Annotated in this window: 31 protein-coding genes and 1 tRNA gene; 5 read left to right on the forward strand and 27 right to left on the reverse strand. The window is 42.3% G+C overall.

Features of this window, described 5'->3' with window-relative positions:
* Positions 1-3: 3 nt before the first annotated feature.
* The 26 genes from WFH04_RS05010 to WFH04_RS05135 form a co-directional block, all read right to left on the reverse strand.
* On the reverse strand, positions 4-519 hold the full coding sequence (locus tag WFH04_RS05010) for a Holliday junction resolvase RecU (RefSeq protein WP_336822966.1): 516 nt from the start codon (positions 517-519) through the stop codon (positions 4-6).
* A complete protein-coding gene (locus tag WFH04_RS05015; protein ID WP_336822967.1) occupies positions 516-653 on the reverse strand; it encodes a hypothetical protein in 138 nt (45 codons plus the stop codon). The genes WFH04_RS05010 and WFH04_RS05015 overlap by 4 nt, the downstream gene beginning before the upstream one ends.
* A 29-nt stretch (positions 654-682) precedes the next feature.
* Positions 683-838 (reverse strand): hypothetical protein, encoded by a 156-nt coding sequence (locus tag WFH04_RS05020; protein ID WP_336822968.1) that lies wholly within the window; start codon positions 836-838, stop codon positions 683-685.
* 9 nt (positions 839-847) lie between these two features.
* Entirely contained in the window at positions 848-1,138 is a 291-nt protein-coding gene (locus tag WFH04_RS05025; protein WP_336822969.1) for a hypothetical protein, read from the reverse strand.
* Positions 1,135-1,371, reverse strand: a complete 237-nt coding sequence (locus WFH04_RS05030) for a nucleoside triphosphate pyrophosphohydrolase family protein (RefSeq protein WP_336822970.1) — start codon at positions 1,369-1,371, stop codon at positions 1,135-1,137. Before WFH04_RS05030 ends, WFH04_RS05025 begins: the two co-directional genes overlap by 4 nt.
* Entirely contained in the window at positions 1,349-1,858 is a 510-nt protein-coding gene (locus tag WFH04_RS05035; RefSeq protein ID WP_336822971.1) for a hypothetical protein, read from the reverse strand. The genes WFH04_RS05030 and WFH04_RS05035 overlap by 23 nt, the downstream gene beginning before the upstream one ends.
* A gap of 28 nt (positions 1,859-1,886) precedes the next feature.
* The gene (gene ssb / locus WFH04_RS05040; protein WP_336822972.1) at positions 1,887-2,327 is read right to left on the reverse strand and encodes a single-stranded DNA-binding protein; all 441 of its coding nucleotides are present in this window, start codon (positions 2,325-2,327) and stop codon (positions 1,887-1,889) included.
* On the reverse strand, positions 2,320-2,841 hold the full coding sequence (locus tag WFH04_RS05045; RefSeq protein WP_336822973.1) for an HNH endonuclease: 522 nt from the start codon (positions 2,839-2,841) through the stop codon (positions 2,320-2,322). The genes ssb and WFH04_RS05045 overlap by 8 nt, the downstream gene beginning before the upstream one ends.
* A 56-nt stretch (positions 2,842-2,897) precedes the next feature.
* The gene (locus WFH04_RS05050) at positions 2,898-3,107 is read right to left on the reverse strand and encodes a hypothetical protein (protein WP_336822974.1); all 210 of its coding nucleotides are present in this window, start codon (positions 3,105-3,107) and stop codon (positions 2,898-2,900) included.
* Entirely contained in the window at positions 3,104-3,562 is a 459-nt protein-coding gene (locus WFH04_RS05055; protein WP_336822975.1) for a YopX family protein, read from the reverse strand. Before WFH04_RS05055 ends, WFH04_RS05050 begins: the two co-directional genes overlap by 4 nt.
* On the reverse strand, positions 3,559-3,741 hold the full coding sequence (locus WFH04_RS05060; RefSeq protein WP_336822976.1) for a hypothetical protein: 183 nt from the start codon (positions 3,739-3,741) through the stop codon (positions 3,559-3,561). The genes WFH04_RS05055 and WFH04_RS05060 overlap by 4 nt, the downstream gene beginning before the upstream one ends.
* Entirely contained in the window at positions 3,738-3,881 is a 144-nt protein-coding gene (locus WFH04_RS05065) for a hypothetical protein (RefSeq protein ID WP_336822977.1), read from the reverse strand. Before WFH04_RS05065 ends, WFH04_RS05060 begins: the two co-directional genes overlap by 4 nt.
* The gene (locus WFH04_RS05070) at positions 3,874-4,047 is read right to left on the reverse strand and encodes a hypothetical protein (RefSeq protein WP_336822978.1); all 174 of its coding nucleotides are present in this window, start codon (positions 4,045-4,047) and stop codon (positions 3,874-3,876) included. The genes WFH04_RS05065 and WFH04_RS05070 overlap by 8 nt, the downstream gene beginning before the upstream one ends.
* A complete protein-coding gene (locus WFH04_RS05075) occupies positions 4,040-4,630 on the reverse strand; it encodes a hypothetical protein (protein ID WP_336822979.1) in 591 nt (196 codons plus the stop codon). Before WFH04_RS05075 ends, WFH04_RS05070 begins: the two co-directional genes overlap by 8 nt.
* Before the next feature lie 12 nt (positions 4,631-4,642).
* A complete protein-coding gene (locus WFH04_RS05080) occupies positions 4,643-5,491 on the reverse strand; it encodes an ATP-binding protein (protein WP_336822980.1) in 849 nt (282 codons plus the stop codon).
* Between the two features lie 14 nt (positions 5,492-5,505).
* Positions 5,506-6,396: a replication protein gene (locus tag WFH04_RS05085; protein WP_336822981.1), complete on the reverse strand. Its 891-nt coding sequence runs from the start codon at positions 6,394-6,396 to the stop codon at positions 5,506-5,508.
* Between the two features lie 17 nt (positions 6,397-6,413).
* Complete coding sequence (locus WFH04_RS05090) at positions 6,414-6,740, reverse strand: HNH endonuclease (protein ID WP_336822982.1); 327 nt, start codon at positions 6,738-6,740, stop codon at positions 6,414-6,416.
* A 39-nt stretch (positions 6,741-6,779) separates the two neighbouring features.
* Complete coding sequence (locus tag WFH04_RS05095; protein ID WP_336822983.1) at positions 6,780-7,622, reverse strand: recombinase RecT; 843 nt, start codon at positions 7,620-7,622, stop codon at positions 6,780-6,782.
* A 16-nt stretch (positions 7,623-7,638) separates the two neighbouring features.
* Positions 7,639-8,574 carry a YqaJ viral recombinase family nuclease gene (locus WFH04_RS05100; protein WP_336822984.1) on the reverse strand — a complete coding sequence of 312 codons (936 nt, stop codon included), beginning with the start codon at positions 8,572-8,574 and terminating at the stop codon, positions 7,639-7,641.
* Positions 8,575-8,677: 103 nt separating this feature from the next.
* Complete coding sequence (locus WFH04_RS05105; protein ID WP_336822985.1) at positions 8,678-8,923, reverse strand: YqaI family protein; 246 nt, start codon at positions 8,921-8,923, stop codon at positions 8,678-8,680.
* A gap of 155 nt (positions 8,924-9,078) precedes the next feature.
* Positions 9,079-9,210 (reverse strand): hypothetical protein, encoded by a 132-nt coding sequence (locus tag WFH04_RS05110; RefSeq protein WP_336822986.1) that lies wholly within the window; start codon positions 9,208-9,210, stop codon positions 9,079-9,081.
* Positions 9,211-9,352: 142 nt separating this feature from the next.
* Positions 9,353-9,478: a hypothetical protein gene (locus tag WFH04_RS05115; RefSeq protein WP_336822987.1), complete on the reverse strand. Its 126-nt coding sequence runs from the start codon at positions 9,476-9,478 to the stop codon at positions 9,353-9,355.
* A complete protein-coding gene (locus WFH04_RS05120; protein WP_336822988.1) occupies positions 9,475-9,762 on the reverse strand; it encodes a helix-turn-helix domain-containing protein in 288 nt (95 codons plus the stop codon). Before WFH04_RS05120 ends, WFH04_RS05115 begins: the two co-directional genes overlap by 4 nt.
* Before the next feature lie 140 nt (positions 9,763-9,902).
* Positions 9,903-10,571, reverse strand: a complete 669-nt coding sequence (locus WFH04_RS05125; protein ID WP_336822989.1) for a Rha family transcriptional regulator — start codon at positions 10,569-10,571, stop codon at positions 9,903-9,905.
* On the reverse strand, positions 10,568-10,801 hold the full coding sequence (locus WFH04_RS05130; protein WP_336822990.1) for a helix-turn-helix transcriptional regulator: 234 nt from the start codon (positions 10,799-10,801) through the stop codon (positions 10,568-10,570). The genes WFH04_RS05125 and WFH04_RS05130 overlap by 4 nt, the downstream gene beginning before the upstream one ends.
* A gap of 42 nt (positions 10,802-10,843) precedes the next feature.
* Positions 10,844-11,095, reverse strand: coding sequence for a helix-turn-helix domain-containing protein (locus WFH04_RS05135; RefSeq protein WP_336822991.1), 252 nt, complete (start codon positions 11,093-11,095; stop codon positions 10,844-10,846).
* 157 nt (positions 11,096-11,252) lie between these two features.
* Between WFH04_RS05135 and WFH04_RS05140 the strand changes: the two genes are divergently transcribed.
* From WFH04_RS05140 to WFH04_RS05155, 4 genes are all read left to right on the forward strand, one after another.
* Positions 11,253-11,615: a helix-turn-helix domain-containing protein gene (locus tag WFH04_RS05140; protein ID WP_336822992.1), complete on the forward strand. Its 363-nt coding sequence runs from the start codon at positions 11,253-11,255 to the stop codon at positions 11,613-11,615.
* Positions 11,616-11,678: 63 nt separating this feature from the next.
* The gene (locus WFH04_RS05145; RefSeq protein ID WP_408020169.1) at positions 11,679-12,341 is read left to right on the forward strand and encodes a DUF4352 domain-containing protein; all 663 of its coding nucleotides are present in this window, start codon (positions 11,679-11,681) and stop codon (positions 12,339-12,341) included.
* Positions 12,342-12,425: 84 nt separating this feature from the next.
* Positions 12,426-12,923, forward strand: a complete 498-nt coding sequence (locus WFH04_RS05150) for an ImmA/IrrE family metallo-endopeptidase (RefSeq protein WP_336822993.1) — start codon at positions 12,426-12,428, stop codon at positions 12,921-12,923.
* A gap of 104 nt (positions 12,924-13,027) precedes the next feature.
* A complete protein-coding gene (locus WFH04_RS05155; RefSeq protein ID WP_336822994.1) occupies positions 13,028-14,257 on the forward strand; it encodes a tyrosine-type recombinase/integrase in 1,230 nt (409 codons plus the stop codon).
* A gap of 52 nt (positions 14,258-14,309) precedes the next feature.
* On the opposite strand, the gene WFH04_RS05160 is transcribed toward WFH04_RS05155, so the two are convergent.
* A tRNA-Ala gene (locus WFH04_RS05160) sits at positions 14,310-14,382 on the reverse strand.
* 173 nt (positions 14,383-14,555) lie between these two features.
* Between WFH04_RS05160 and WFH04_RS05165 the strand changes: the two genes are divergently transcribed.
* Complete coding sequence (locus tag WFH04_RS05165) at positions 14,556-15,575, forward strand: DUF2804 domain-containing protein (RefSeq protein WP_336822995.1); 1,020 nt, start codon at positions 14,556-14,558, stop codon at positions 15,573-15,575.
* Positions 15,576-15,707: the final 132 nt, after the last annotated feature.

Genomic DNA, 15,707 nt, shown 5'->3' on the forward strand with positions numbered 1-15,707 from the left:
CCATCACCCCACATGTTTTAGATAATGCAGCACATACCCCTTATCACTTTTCACCAGCTCACAATTCAATCTAAAATCTTCGTAAGGAATTGACTTACGACCATCGCCTATATAACCCACCCAAGCCTCCTGCAGCCTTTCAAACGGCAAAAGATATATTTCATCAAGTTTGCTAAACGAAACCAAAAGAAACGAACGTGCACCCTTTTCATGCCATGATTTAAGCAACTCGTATTGGTGATTTGAAATGTTTTTGAGTGGAAAACTCGTCCTGTTGGTTGTCTCTTTAGCATCAAAAACTATTGTTCGACCGTCATGAACGCCAACGTAATCGACCCACTCACCCTTTTGCGTATAACCCGTAACCTTCCCGCCTTGATATCCTGTAATTTGAACAGGAGTTGGTACCTTACGGATATCCGCAACACCCTTATTGCGGTATTGCCTATTCGTCATGTCTACCAATCTTTCAAGCCCTGCCCCGCGATTTGCGTGTGATCTGCTGTATGTCCGTCTCATCGTGCCATCCTCTCCTCGTACTCCATCACATCATCGATCGTGACCTGCCGCTTTAAAAACTCTTCCTCTGCTTCGTCATGCTTTTTCTTACAAACCGGACCATATCCAACCTCGATACTTTTCGGCGTTTTCAACTTCGATTGCACCTTTTGCACGTTCCCATTTAGACCACCCTCCCTATCGGTATTCCATGTCTATTAACTTGCGGTTTGTCCACCCGCCAACCTTCTTGCTTTAATGCTGCAACCTCATATTTGCTCAAATGTCCGTGGATAATCCTGCGCTCGCCATCGACTGTCCGATATAGCGTTCTAAGCATGGCAACCACCTAAACAGACCTATTCAATTTGAACTCAGTTCCAAAATCTCGATTCACCTGGTTAATATGATCTTCCAGCTCGTCAATTGCTGTTTCGTATTCCTTTTCAGATGTTATTGGAATCCAATTCACTTTTGTTCCTTTGGCCGTAGTTTTCAGCCATTTAACCGGGCGCATCATATCGTTTACCATATGAAGCCATACGGAAGCTTTCGCTGCTTCAAATTCCGTTCCTTTTAACGTGTTCTTTAGCTTCGGAAAATACATTTGTCCGCTTGTGACACTGAATTCTGGTTTCACATCGCCCAGTCTCCTTTCCGTTCTTCTTGTACTTGCTCTGCAAATGCAGAGGCGACAGCCGCAACATGAATCAATTCCGTATACAAATCATCTGCATCTGTATCTTTGCTTGCTACACTGCCCTGTTGAATTGCCTGAGCAACCTCTCCGACTTCCTCAACCTTGTTAACTTGCTGCATTAATATTTCCTTATTTTGATTTCGTTGCTGCTCAATTAATTCGAAGATTTTCATTCAGTCCACCCCTTTTCCGCCTTTCGTGATATTTCCGAGTTCCCTTTGCAACCCTTTTGGCTCTTTCATCCTCTGACAAGATTGGCGTTCGAAGCGCTTCTTCCCTCGTCCATCCCAAACGGATGCGGGCTTTCACGACACTCATATAGTTTTTATCCAAGCCGTTCTTTCTTGCTTGTTCCCGTTCTTCTTCCGTCCATTCGGTATTAAGCGGTCGGCCATTTCTGATTGGAGTGGTAGCTGCCTTTTCCGGCGACCAACCGCTTGCTTTGATACGTTGATTAAAAAGACTTTTATAAACGCCGTTTTCTTCAGCAACCTGTTTCCACTCCTCCCAAAGAGGATCTACCTTTCTACGAATTGTCAAAGGCTGTGTAATTGCCCGTTCAATTTCCCATCCGTAAACGTACACGCGTTGTGTGACATTTTCTGCATTAATACCATTCCGCTCTGCTATTTCGTAATCTTCCGGTGTGACGTATAGCATCTAAATCACTCCTTCAAGGTTGAATAAGTTAGAAAGGGAGATCGTCATCGCTTACTTCTATCGGCGCTCCCCCGTCAAATGGATCCTGTTGGCCGTACTGTGTTTGCTGTGGCGCTTGATATGAATCATTCGGCTGTTCCGAACGGTTGGATTTAGGCTCCAAAAATTGCACACTATCCGCTACAACTTCCGTCATGAAGACACGCTTGCCGTCTTGTCCATCGAAGCTGCTTGTCTGAATGCGCCCTTCGATTCCAGTAAGGCTGCCTTTGCGCAGATAGTTAGCTGTGTTCTCCGCCTGTTTTCTCCAAGTCACACAGTTGATGAAATCTGCCTGTTGTTCCCCATCTCCGCTTTTGAACGGACGGTTGCAGGCTAATGTGAACCTGCAGACCGCGATACCTGACTGTGTGTATGAAAGTGTTGGATCCTTCGTTAATCTCCCTACCAAAACTGTTCGATTAATCATGTGTTTCCTCCAAACCCAAATATGATATTTTGTTTGAAACTGAATGCCTTGATATCCCGATCCTTCTTGCAATTTCGGTTCTGGTGTGACCTTCCTTATACAGTTTTATCAATTCGTCATCCACATCTTTGTACATGGGATGATTTTTCTTTTCAGCTAATCTTGCCTTCATTTTCTTAGATATTAAATCTCTTGTTTTCCGGGATCTCTTAGCTCCCGTATGGTGCATGACCGTGTGATCAGCATGGTCCATTAATTCGAGATTTGATAAGCGATTATCATGTTTCTTTTCGTTCAAATGATGCACAATTTCGTGAGATTCCAAGAATCGACCAATCTTCATCTCCATCATGATTCGATGTTCCATGACATATCCAAGTACATCCGCATTTGGATGATCCTTAACACACAACTGGACATAACCTTTTGGAGTACGTTTTCTGCCAGTAACATCAAGCAATCTACCACCTATGCTTACCGTGTAAAAAGTTTGTTTCTCCAAAGGAGCAGCCAATTATATCCCCTCCAATTCTTATTTTGTCATCCGCCCAACTAATACAACACGGTTAATCAATAAAACCGCTCCCTTCCGAAGTGCAAGCCGTTTGTCTTTCGAAACGGCGTCTTAGCCGCTGCCCGCTTGACCGCTTCTGCGTTAGATACAATCGGCTCACTCACAGCTCGATCGATGCTCCATTTGCGTTTGATACGTTGCCGCAATGCTGAACGGCTGATACCATTTGCTTCTGCTTGTTGGTAATGTGCTTGAGTGATGGTCATTGCGCTACCTCCAACAAGTGAGGATGTTCGTAGATGTTTCCGATGACTTCGTAATTGTTTATCCAATCAATAGGAGCATGGATTTTTTCTTCCTTACCGCTTAGAGTCTTAACTGTTCTGTAATCAAAAGAGCATCCTGTGAAACCAACTTTGCCAATTTGAGAGAAACCTTTTTCCTTGTCATAATCGATTATTCCGCCTCCTCTATCCCGATTAGGAATATATTCATCCTCTTGCCAAACTCGTAAAATATCTCCCTCATAAATCTCCGCGCCGTTCTTGTCGTATAGGCCGGTGAATTGCATTAATGGAATTGCGCGTAAGTCAAATCGGTTTTCATCATCGGAATTTCTTGTAGTCAAAAACAAGTATCCTTCTTCGAAATCAATGGAGCTTACTTCGCCCATCCACTTTTCTGCTTCATCCCAAGCCCGAAACTTAATCACCCTGCTCACTGCGCCACCGCCCTCTTCGTCGCCAACATCGTCCGTAGCGTGTGATAGCTTTCTTTCTCTAACGGTTTCCCTTTCATATTTTCATAGATTCCGAGTTTGTTGAGTTGCTCAATGAAGTACCTGCGTTCCGTCTCCTGTGACGGTCTAACAACTGCACCAATTCCGAACACTTTAGTCATGCCGTCATCCCCTTTTGCTTTAGTTTTGCCGATGCCAACTTGGCATACAGCTTGTCCAAGTCTGCTTGTAACTCAGCGTGTGTATATTTGCGTGTCGGTTGCACGTAGTAGATGCTGCCGCTTTGGATCCAGTTAGGCATTGGAGTCACCTTCCAATTCGTAAATGACAGTGGCATCAACTATATCTTGATAGTCATCCAATTTGATTTCTTTTGGATAATATCCTTCGTTGTAAAGATCGTTCATATCGACTTCCATCTCTTCGGGTTTACAGTAATATCTTCGGATGAGAAATTTCTTAGTCATCCTTCCCACCTCCAAACGAAATTAAGGATTCGGCAGGATAAAAGCCTCGTAGTTGCCCGAGTTCGTAACGAGCTTTTAAAATACTTGGAGTATCAATATAGTTCCCGTGTTCGGAAATTCCGAGGTCACCATCCCGAAATTCCCCCGGCTTCCTGCCGATTTTCGCCCATTTGCGGCGCTCCTTCTCGGCTTTGATTTCTTCGGTAGTGGCATGACGGATTATCTTGTTCTTGTCTTCCCAGCAATCATAAACATCGCTAACCCATTTATCTTTCTCTCTTAAATGCAAACTATTGATCATCGCAATACCGGATCTGTCATCCCATATCACCCAATCTCCAACCTTGTATTCGTCCTCGATTTCATAACCTGTTCGCAAGGCATCAAGCAGCTTATCAGCGCATGCGCCATTTTCTTGATAAGTCCACTTTCGAATAACTACGAAGCACTTAGCCAAATTTTGCGGAAGAATTTGCGCTCCTCCTGCTATTACGCTCACAATACCGAAATCTGTGTAATCTGCATTTCTAAGTTTTTCAATCGCTTCTGCCACTTGTTTTGACAACTTCACTTTTTCAGTCATATCGATTCCCCCTCAGTAAAATAATTTCTCCCGGTAATCCTCACCCGGCGTAAAAATCTCAATGTCCTCAGTGTTTTCGTTCATGCGTGACAGCGCCCGTGCGCCAATCACCTTCCGCAATGATTCTTTATCGAAATTAGTAGTGTAGACGGTAGATTTTCCATAGCGCAGATCGATTAAGCGCACCCATTCTTTGCTGGACCATGACAATTCATCTTCTTTGTGCGTCTCGACACCGACATCATCGATCACCACTAAATCAAACTTCTTAAAATGATCTTCAAAGCGTTCTTGTGCAACTGGATTACCAAACATACCTTTGATCTTGTCAAACAGCTTGACGGATTCGATGAATGCTACACGCATGCCTTTATGTCTAAGTGTCCTCGCAACCGCCTTAGCTAAATGCGTTTTGCCTGTTCCTGGTGTACCGGAAATCCGCAGATTCCGTACCTCTCCATCCATAAGCCGTTTAACATAATCAGCCGCCTGTTGTTTAGCAGCACCAGTCGCAACATTCATTTCCTCAAAATTTTTAAATCCTGCTGTATCGTCCGGACGGATGAAGTACCAATCCCCATCGATGACATCTTTGTGCTTTTGCACCAACTTGGCTCCTGCATCCTTCGCATAGGCTGCTTTCTCGCACTCATGACAGATCGGCCAGACATTTTCTTGCAACCAATCACCGTCATAGCAATACACCCATGCATCCTTTGTTTTCTGATTACATCGTGGACAATCGACTTTCTCCATACGGACTTCCGAAACGTGTTTGATGTAATCGGGATGGATTTTAAAAAACATATCCTCCACTCGCCGCACACCTAATAATTCGAATACTGTTTGTGCTATGACCAACCGAATCCCTCCCGTCAGTACGGCAATCCAGACATGTCGATTTCCTTGCCGCGATACTTCTCAATCTGCTCTTGTTGGCGTTTTAAGGTTTCGGGTGATGGATCGAATAGAGACCGCACTTTCCCGTTGCTCATTTGTGCATGATTCCTTTTCCTCGCCTCTGCTCGTTCCACGTCTGCAGCTGTTTGGAATCTTTGGGATTGCCAGCTTTTTAAAATCGAATAGGTGTATCTGATCTTGTTATTTGCATTTGCTAAAACAGATTCTTTCAAGGCCAGCAAAGCCAGTTCTGGATTAATCATGTCGCACATAGCGCTTAATTCATCACCGATAGCCGCATTGAGAGGTCCTATGTTTTCTGCATAAAAAGTCGATAACTTTGCAAATTCATCGTCAACAACAACGACAGGTTTGCTGTTGTTGTCTTTAACATTTTCTTTAAGATTGTCTTTAAGAGTTTCTTTCTTGGGGGTGGTATTTGACCCCTGGGGTTGTGTTCTTTCAGACCCCTGGGGTTGTGTCTTATTTGCCCCCTCCGGTTGTGCATTTTTGTCACAGTGGGGTGTTTCTTCGCCCCTCCAGTCTTTTTCGACCTTCCAACTTGCATAATTTTTGTTAAAAGCCAACACGCGGGATTCGTTAAAAGTCGCTTCTTCTAACACATGAATTACATTGTTATCAATTAGTTTCTTTAGCACTTTTCTAACTCGAGAGTTTTCTATCCCTACCGCTTCCGCGATGAAGCTGGTAGACAAAGGATGGCTTTTTCGGTTAAAACCGTATGTGAATCTCCATATGGTCATGATGATGCGAAATTCCGAGCCGTTGAATTTGAAGGTTGCTATCTGTTCCAGTAACTCATTCGCTATCTTTGTGAATCCATTTTCCGTTTGTACGCCTGACACGTTCCCACCCCCTTTATTTATGGAAGTTTACTTGCGTTGCATGATCTGCATAGTATCTGCAGATTTTCCAAAGTATTTATCACTTCAATATCAAGTCCTTGTTTCCACCCTTGATAAACTGAAATGATGTGATCAACTTGTAAATTTTGTGTAGCTTCGCACTCTGCGCATTGGTGATTATATCTATCCAGAATGCATTGCCTTACTTCCGGTCGCTTAATGTAATTGCTGCCACAATTCCTTAAATAGGCTTTAAATTGTTTTTCACCTTTATTTTTCGCTCTGGATAAATTCCGTTGATTAACCACATACACAAGAGGGTTGTAATTTCGTGGTCTCGCCATTACAAATTCCTCCTTTTATTTAGGAGAGGGGTTGCCCCCTCACACCATTTTTTCTACCGCTTCCGCTGCTGTTTGTTTCTTCTCTACTGACTCTTGTTCTTCATATACCGAGTAGTCAGTAACATCAATTACATCGCTCATATCCTCACTGATCTCATTCTTGATCGTGGAGTCAGCTTCAACCGACTTCTGCAGTTCGATTGATTTAGGAGCGTATTTCAAGACTTCTTTCAACACAGTCTTTTTCGCCATAGCGTCATAGTTCGTCTTCCATGGGCTTGTCCAGCCTTTCTGAACTGCCTGGCTGAACTTCTGAGCATGTTGATCAATGCGTTCCCTTGTCCAATACACGAAGTCGTAACCGCCGTTTTGTAGGTGGTAGACTGCGTAATATCCGATTGGCTCCCCTGTTGGCATAGAAGCCGGTTTATGAATCAAGTCCTTTGTCAATCCGTAATGAAATTCAAATTCATCATTCTCGTAAACCTCATGTGCGTAAATCGCCTTGTATTGTCCACTTCGTACTGCAAGATCAATCAGACCCTTGTAACCTAACTGGAACTGTACTTGCTTGCCGTAAGGAATCAGATACGCTTGTCCTAATCCTGTATTCGGTTCTACTCCAAGTTGTGCCGATTGCATGATTGCTGCGATAAAAGACATTTGGTCGCATTCCAGAAGTTTTGGAGTTGTTCTGACCGCTGTCATGGCGATTCGAGCGATACGATCTGCATCCAAATGTTTCGGTAATGCTCGTTGGATTTCCGGTCCCATTCGTTTTAACAGAGCATTGAGAGACTGTTCAGGACTGACTTGCTTTTGAACTCCATTGTTAGCTCGTTGTTGGAGTTGATTTTTTACCGCTTCTTTTGTCTTTGACATGGATAATTTCCTCCCCTTATTTCACCGAGAATCGGCGTGCTTTTGATTGGTTGATATATTGTTCATACAGATCCGGTTGCTCTTCTTTGAATCGCTTGGAGTCGAAACGGTTGGTAACGTATGACTTCCAGATGACTTGCCTTTCTCCGACATAGCCTTTTTCGTTATCCTTCATCATGTCTTTGAGACGATTCTCGTACTCTTTCTTCTGAGTTTCGATGGTCTTTAATTCAACATTGATTGCATCCAATGCATCGATCAGTGTCTCAGCTTCACTTGGCAGCATCGTTTCAGATGTTGGTTTGGATTCCGGGTACAATGCCTTCAGCAAATCCACCGAAGCTTGTGACCCATCGAAGGTTGGTGGCTCCTCCGCCAAAACATTGTTCAACCAAAAGTCCTTTTCAATCGTAATCAGGTAATTGATGATTTCCTCGTCTCGTTCGATACGTTTATAAAGAAATTTATTGCCGCCGATCAATACAGCGATATACCATGCTTTATATCCCGTTACGGCCATGTAATGCTGGATTTGCAATAGATAAGCAGCAGGGATTTCTTCACCTTCCCAACCACCCTTCAAATACTCCGAAGCTGTCTTGCATTCCAATCCTTCACGTTTTCCAACAATGAGCCGATCTACGTTCGCCAACATCCACGGATATTCGGGATGCTTTAAGATTGCATTCCTACGTCTCACCTTTAGCCCTGTGCGTTTACTAAACTCTTGGGCTACAACGTCTTCCATCACATTGCCCCAGTATGCTGCCTCTCCTGCTGTGTCTTCTGTCGGCGTAGCGCCTACTTTGTCTAAATACACTCCAACTGGGGATTTCCATTTGTTTAGACCAGCAATAGCTGATACATCGCTGCCACCGATACCGTTTTTTCGGGCTTCGAGCCATTCCTGTCGGTTCATATCCAACGTGCTCGTTAAAATTTCCGCTTGCATGTAAACCCCTCCTATTGATTTTGTAAGAGGTCCTTATGTATAATGGTGTTGTATATGTTTGTCATAAGGACCTCATTGATCCGCTGTTGCTGCAGTGGATCTTTTATTTTGCTTCGTAAAACACCGCTCCTAATGTCTCTTGCAAGTAATCCCGAATATTGCCTTCCAACACAACATGTCCGCTGTCAGTCATGATGTATTTGTCTCCTGCTTGGATTTCCGATCCGAAGTAATCCTCAACCGGATAATCCTCCGCCTTGTAATTCGCGTTTCGGTAACGCTCATGCTCCAAGTAATCAATTTCCGGATAGCCTGTCCGCATCGTTTGCGTGATTGCTGGATGTTCCAAGTCAATCCTCCTTTCTCGGAACTTGCCTATGCTCCCAATCCCTAATGACAGGAGACAATTTCGCTTGGCATTTCCCGCAAAATGTTCCATTTTCGATCCATGCGTAGTAAACGATTTCGCCCGGCTTGAAATCCCGTTCACATTCGCCGCAGAAGTTACTCCAAGCCCTTTGCATTTCGCTCACGCCGCTCTCTCCTTTCTAAGATGCGACCAATGATCATGAAGTACATCACAATCCAAGGCAACGCGATCACGATAATTTGAAGCTTTTCCGCTAATGTCAGCACATCCTCACCCTTTCTGATGGTTGAATCCCATCAAGAAGCCCATGAGTTTGCCGTGGGATAGATGATTGGAGGAAACTCCGTTCATGGACTTCTTGACAGGAGCCAAAGCCCCTGTGGTATAATGTAGATACCAAATGATTTTTCACATCCGATTTGACGCTCCAACGTCAGTCGGTTTTTTTATTGTCTTAATTTCGATGCCATGTTTTTGCATTTTTTCTATAAACGCTGTTAAATCTTGGCGAAGCTGTTTTTCCTCTGACCTCATAACAACCCTCCTAAGTTAATGAATCCGCCAACAATCGCTGTTCCGACTGTCGATAGAATAGTAGTTAATATCGTGACACCCTCAACGCCCAACATATAAGCCACCAACACATCTTGTGATCCCGTTACCAGCGCCCATTTTTGGAACAGTGACATAGGTGGTTCTTTTACGTTGTTTTCGTATTTCGATATATCCGACTGGTTAACGTGCAACCGGTGAGCCATTTCTTCTTGATTCCAACCTTTTCTTTCTCGACAAGCTTTTAAAATCGATCCATACAACATATCCTCACCCCCTTATTCCAAATCGGAATACTCTCTCTGTAAAGGGTGTTGTACTCTATAGATGTAACCTCTCAAATACTCCGCAACAACAACCTCTTACACATACATTTCACCTTGCCGGGGTCCCTCCCCCGGCCCTCTCACGCCGCTCTTCGCGGTATCCAAGCTTCCACGTACCAAATGGCCGCCTGCAAATCCTTTCGTCGTACATCTTTATATGAAGCAACACCGAATCGGTCCTTGATTTCTCGGTACAACTCTCGAAACAATCTTGGCCTTTCCTTACCGTCATCACACAAAGTATAAATACGGGCTGCTACTGCTTTTTGCAATCTCCGCTGCATGCTGTAGTCCAATGTCATTTGATTCTCGACCTTATCTTCCAGCTGTTCGACTTTACTTTTAATATCTTCTACTTCTTGAGCTGTTTCGAGCGTCAGTTGCATGGATGCCATGAGTTGCTCTTTTGGAGTCAAAACTTTTGGAGTTAGAAGTTCCTTCTCCATTTCTTCAAAACGTGTGACATACTCCGCTGTAAACAGGACACCTTTCTCGCCTGTCATTTTATTGGCTACCATGTCGCAACCTTTTCTTGTAATAAGAAAGCATGGTCTAACCTCTTTTTTGGCATCTTGGTAAGTATGCGGAATGAAGAAATCCAACGAGCGCAATCCTGCGCCGGTTAATATTCCGATGTAATTTCTAATCGTTCGAAGTAATTCTTTATGCTGCTGATCTACCATTTCAGCTACTAATCTACTTTCCGTGACAAGTTGACCTTCGAAAGAAATCACCTTCAATTCATTCATCTTGCTACCTCCCTTTCTACTAATCGAAGTCCTTTCTGCGGTTCGTCCTCATAATCCGAACTCAACCATCGATCAATTGCTTTTAGATCGAAAATCAAAATGTTTGGCGTCGGCCTTCTACAAGGAATCTGATTCTTCCTCAGTAGCCTATAGATGGTTGATTTAGACATAGGGCAATTGTTCTTTTTTAAGTACTCAGACAATGCTTCAACGCCTCTGACCTTATCCATCAGTAACACCCCCTATCTGACTTCGTTTTTTAAATGACTGACTTAAACAACGCTCTTTTCACCTTTTATTTTATCCTCGTTAAGCGTATCGCTTAATTCATTTTCAAAAAAATCCTTTATATCTACCTCTAAGGCATTCGCAATCGCTTGAAGAGACTCTACGTTAGGAATTCTCCTTCCAACCGATATGCCATGATACCAAGCAACTGTTTTACCACATTCTTTTGCGATATGAGTTTTAGTAACCCCTTTTCGGGTTCTTATTTCTTCGATTTTAAGATGAACAGGCTTCATGTTATCCCTCCTCTCTTGTAAGCGATACGCTTAACTTGTATTCAGTATAAACTAAGCGTTACGCACAAGTCAACTGTTTTATTAATACTTTTAAGCGAATCGCATATATTGTTAAACGTTACGCTTAAATTTGGTATATTATTTCTGAGGTGTTCTTATGGCTATATTAGGAAAAAGGTTAAAGAAAGCACGTGAAGATGCAGGATACACTCAAATGGAAGCAGCAAAAAAATTAGGTGTGTCCAATGGAACTCTATCCGGATATGAAAGAAATTATAGAGATCCTCATACAGAAATTCTTAATAAAATGGCTGATCTTTATGATGTGTCGGTTGAATGGTTAATGGGCAGAACAGAAAGTCCGAATCGCTCGGATGAAGAAGAGTTCCAAGCTTTCGCATCCAATCCAGAGCTAAACCACTTTTTCAGGGATGTCGCTGCCAGTGAAGAACAAGATCAAGAAGAATTAAGACAAATATGGGAAATCATTAAGAAACGCAGAAACAATAAAAACAGCTAAAATGTATCTAATTTTAGAGACATTTAGATAAAAAATGAACAGAACATATCTGGGGGGATTGTTGTGTCAGAAAAAGTGAAAAAGCCGTTTTACAAAAAATGGTGGGTATGGTTGATTGCAGTTATATTACTAATTGCAATTGTCAATCCGGGTAGCGATGAGGCAGAAAGTCAAGAAAAAGCTGAGACATCGGGGCCTGCTACTAAGAATGATAGTAAAGGCGATGGAAATAAAAAAGAAACAGCTGAGGAAAAGAAAAAAGAAAAGGTAGAGAAAGAAGAGAAAAAGAAAGACGAACCAAAATCTTTTGCAATTGGGGACACTGTAAATGTTGGGAAGATGGTGTACAGAGTAAATGAAAAAAGTGTAGCCAACCAAGTAGGTCCCAAAGTATTGCCTCAAAAAGCAAGTGGTCAATACGTAGTTATTGATGTTACATTGAAAAACGATGGCAATGAAGCAGTTACAGTTGATTCAAGTTTCTTTAAGCTGAAGCGTGGAGAAAAAACTTACGAAGCCGACACGATGGGAAGCATGTCGGCCAATCAAAGTGATGATGGCAATATCGATAATAGCTTCTTCCTCCAATCATTAAATCCTGATTCTGAAATAACTGGAAAGGTCGTTTTTGACGTAGCTCCTGAGGTTGCGGAATCAAATGACTTGCAACTCCAAGTACAAACCGGATTTTGGGGTACTGAAACTGAAATAATTGACCTAAAATAAAACACTAAACGCCCTGTCGATATGATAGGGCCATATTTTCACCATTAAAGCGAACGTACGTTTGAACACCAAGGGGGACATCTCATGATAATTTATCATCAAAATCATATGGAAGCTTATGTATATAAACTTCTCACAAATTTGGACATCACTCACCCGCTACAACTAAACATGTTCGACATCTCAGATAAATTAGGAGTGTATCTTCACTTATATGAGGGCAGCAGTCGTGGGATTATTGACGGGGATGAAAAGTATATTTTTTTAAACAAAAACTTATCACCTCCTGAATTACAGCAGGATTTTGGTCATGAATTATACCACTTATTACACCACGCAGGGGATCAACGGAAAATGCATCAACTGTTTATCCAACTCCAAGAATGGCAAGCGAATAACTTCATGTACGAGTTTTGCGTACCTACATATATGTTACAAAGGGTTAATCTCCCGTTAGATAAAACGGATGCCATCAAGATGATTGTTGCTTTATTTAATGTGACACCTATTTTCGCGGCTGAAAGACTAAATCGGTATTATCATAGATTGTTTGCTAACAGGATTGCTTATGGAGGGTTTTAATCTTATACCCTCAAAGGAGGTGATAAAAATGTGTTGAAATTTCTTGATTGCTATTTATATAGAAGAAACACTGTCAACTTGGATTTAAAAAGGGGGTATTTGTTATGGGATATTACACGAAGCATAAAAATGGAGGATATCGATTATTTGCAGAAGCCGGACGAGATATGAACGGGAATCGTGTCCGTAAAACAAAGGTAGTCTACCCTTCCGGACCCCGTGAATTAAAAAGAATGCTGCGAGACTTTGAAATTGAAGTGGAAGAGTCTGCTGATGTTGTATCTAAGACAATGAGTTTTAAAGGATTGGTTGAGTACTGGCAAAAGAACTTCGCTGAAACAAATTGGGCTTCGACTACCTACTCCAAAAACATGTATGTATTAGAAGAAATCCTTGAATATTATCATCCTCGTAATATTCAAGAGATTGAAACAGCCCATCTGGTAGAGTATTTCACGAAGGAGAGAAAAGCTGGACGGAAATCGTTGGTGAAGAAATACGAAATCCTTAAAAGCATCTTTAAGAAAGCGACTGAATGGAACTTCTTCGATGTCGATCCGATGATTGGAGTAGATAAGCCGAAGCATCGTGCGAAGAAACGACCATTCTATGACGAGGATGAAATTAGACAAGTGCTCGCTATATTGGATAAATTACGTTGGCACCAATCCTTAATTATCCGTTTGGCCATATTTGGAGCACTGAGACGTGAAGAAATACTCGGCATTGGCATGGATGCTATCCATTTAAAAAACAATACGATCGACATTAAACGAGCGCTTGTTTATACGAATGAAAAAGGTTTGGAATTAAAAGAGACCAAGAGTGGAGAGGCACGGACAATCACTCTGCCAAAAGAACTTCTTGAAGAGATGAACGCATACTATAAACATATTTTGAAAATACGCATGGAGTTAGGTACGGCAAATACACGCCCTAACCCTGAGGATAGAAACGGCGAACCAATTAAAACAACGCTAACCGATCATGAGGGCAAGGAAGTCACTATGTTATTTACACAAGTTAACGGTGAAGTTATGCGCCCAGACTCCGTCACGCAATTCTGGGGACGAATTGTGGATAGATTTGAACTGAAAAAGATTTCTTTTCATGATTTGCGGCACTCTTCCGCGTCCTTATTAATAAGTCAGGGCATAAATATGAAAATCGTTCAAGAGAGATTAGGACATTCAAATATCAAGACGACATTAAATATTTATGGACACATTACACAGAAGGATGATGAGCTGGCAAGTGATGTTTTTACCCGTAATTTTATCAATCGGGCACACTCTGGGCACACGGCAACCGGAAGTACCCCAAAAATCGAATGAGCGCAAAAAAAGAAACCCTATCAAACATTGATTTGACAAGGTTTTAGACCTATGGAGCATAGGGGGTTCGAACCCCTGACCTTCACACTGCCAGCGTGACACTCTCCCAGCTGAGCTAATGCCCCGAAAATATATACAAATCAATTATAACAAGGGGCAATATAAAAGACAATGATACATGAAGCTGTTTTCAGTTTATATCAAATGAACTTCACGATAATGCTTGCTGAACACTAACATTCGATCATATCTGATACAATATAAAGTAAGAAAAGACAATGGATTGGGGGAAACCTTCTTGCAGCATGCTGAACGTGAAATCAAGAACGAAGTTTTTCTTTGCGACCGGAAAGGTCTATTGAATCCTGAGGCGATTGGCTTTGCTCGAAAGCCGATCATTACGAGCAACTTACGTGGCCACTTCATGCGTAAGAAAAAGTGGAATTATTGGTGTGTGTTTGGAGAAGATCTCATGTTTTCCGCAACGATCAGTCATCTTGATTATGCGGCAGTCTGTTTTGTCTATATATTGGATTATGAAACGCAACGTTTTTTTGAAAAACAAATTACGATTCCTTTAAGCCGAAAGGTGAAAATGCCTGAGGATGTATTAGGCAATGTGAAATTCGTGAATGACCAGCTCTCTCTCCAATTTGTCCATCTTCAAAACGAAACACATCTTTCTGTCACCATTCAAGACTTTGACAATGAAGTGTTGCACGCTGATTTGCATATTATACATCCCGAGGAAGACGAGTCATTGAATGTTGTCATTCCGAAAAATCGTGAAATTTTCCAATTCACAGCGAAGCATCATTCCTTACCGACTTCCGGCTTTGTTAAAATTGGCAGAAGACGGTACGATTTCAATCCTGACTATAGTTTTTCCGTTTTGGATTACGGCCGCGGGGTTTGGCCCCGCAAAGCTGAATGGAATTGGGCAATGGCTTCACAGCGAGCTGGCGGCCGCAGGATCGGGCTTAATTTTGGAGGCAAGTGGACAGACGGCACTGGAATGACAGAAAATGCCGTGTTCATTGATGGGAAAATGACGAAAATCCACGAAGACGTACTCTTTCATTATGACCCAAGCAACTTTTTACGTCCTTGGACTATTCGGACACGTTTTTCAAACGATGTTCAACTGACATTTACCCCCTTTTTTAAGCGTGTAGCCAAAACGAATGTGCAGGTCGTCAGCTCAGAAGTACATCAGCTTGTCGGATACTTCAACGGCCGCATTAAACTTTACGACGGCTCGACATTAACTGTAAGGCAAATGTTAGGCTGCTCTGAAGAGCATATAGCAAAATGGTAATGTTAACGGCAGCTATGTAACGAGGCTGGGACAAAACCCTCCTCTGAAATGAAAAAGCCTGTGAAATTTTACGACGAGTAAAATTTCACAGGCTTTGATTATTTTTGAATAAAAATAAGGACCACTTCTGAT

It is taken from the genome of Sporosarcina sp. USHLN248 (assembly GCF_037144575.1).
Taxonomy (GTDB): domain Bacteria; phylum Bacillota; class Bacilli; order Bacillales_A; family Planococcaceae; genus Sporosarcina; species Sporosarcina contaminans.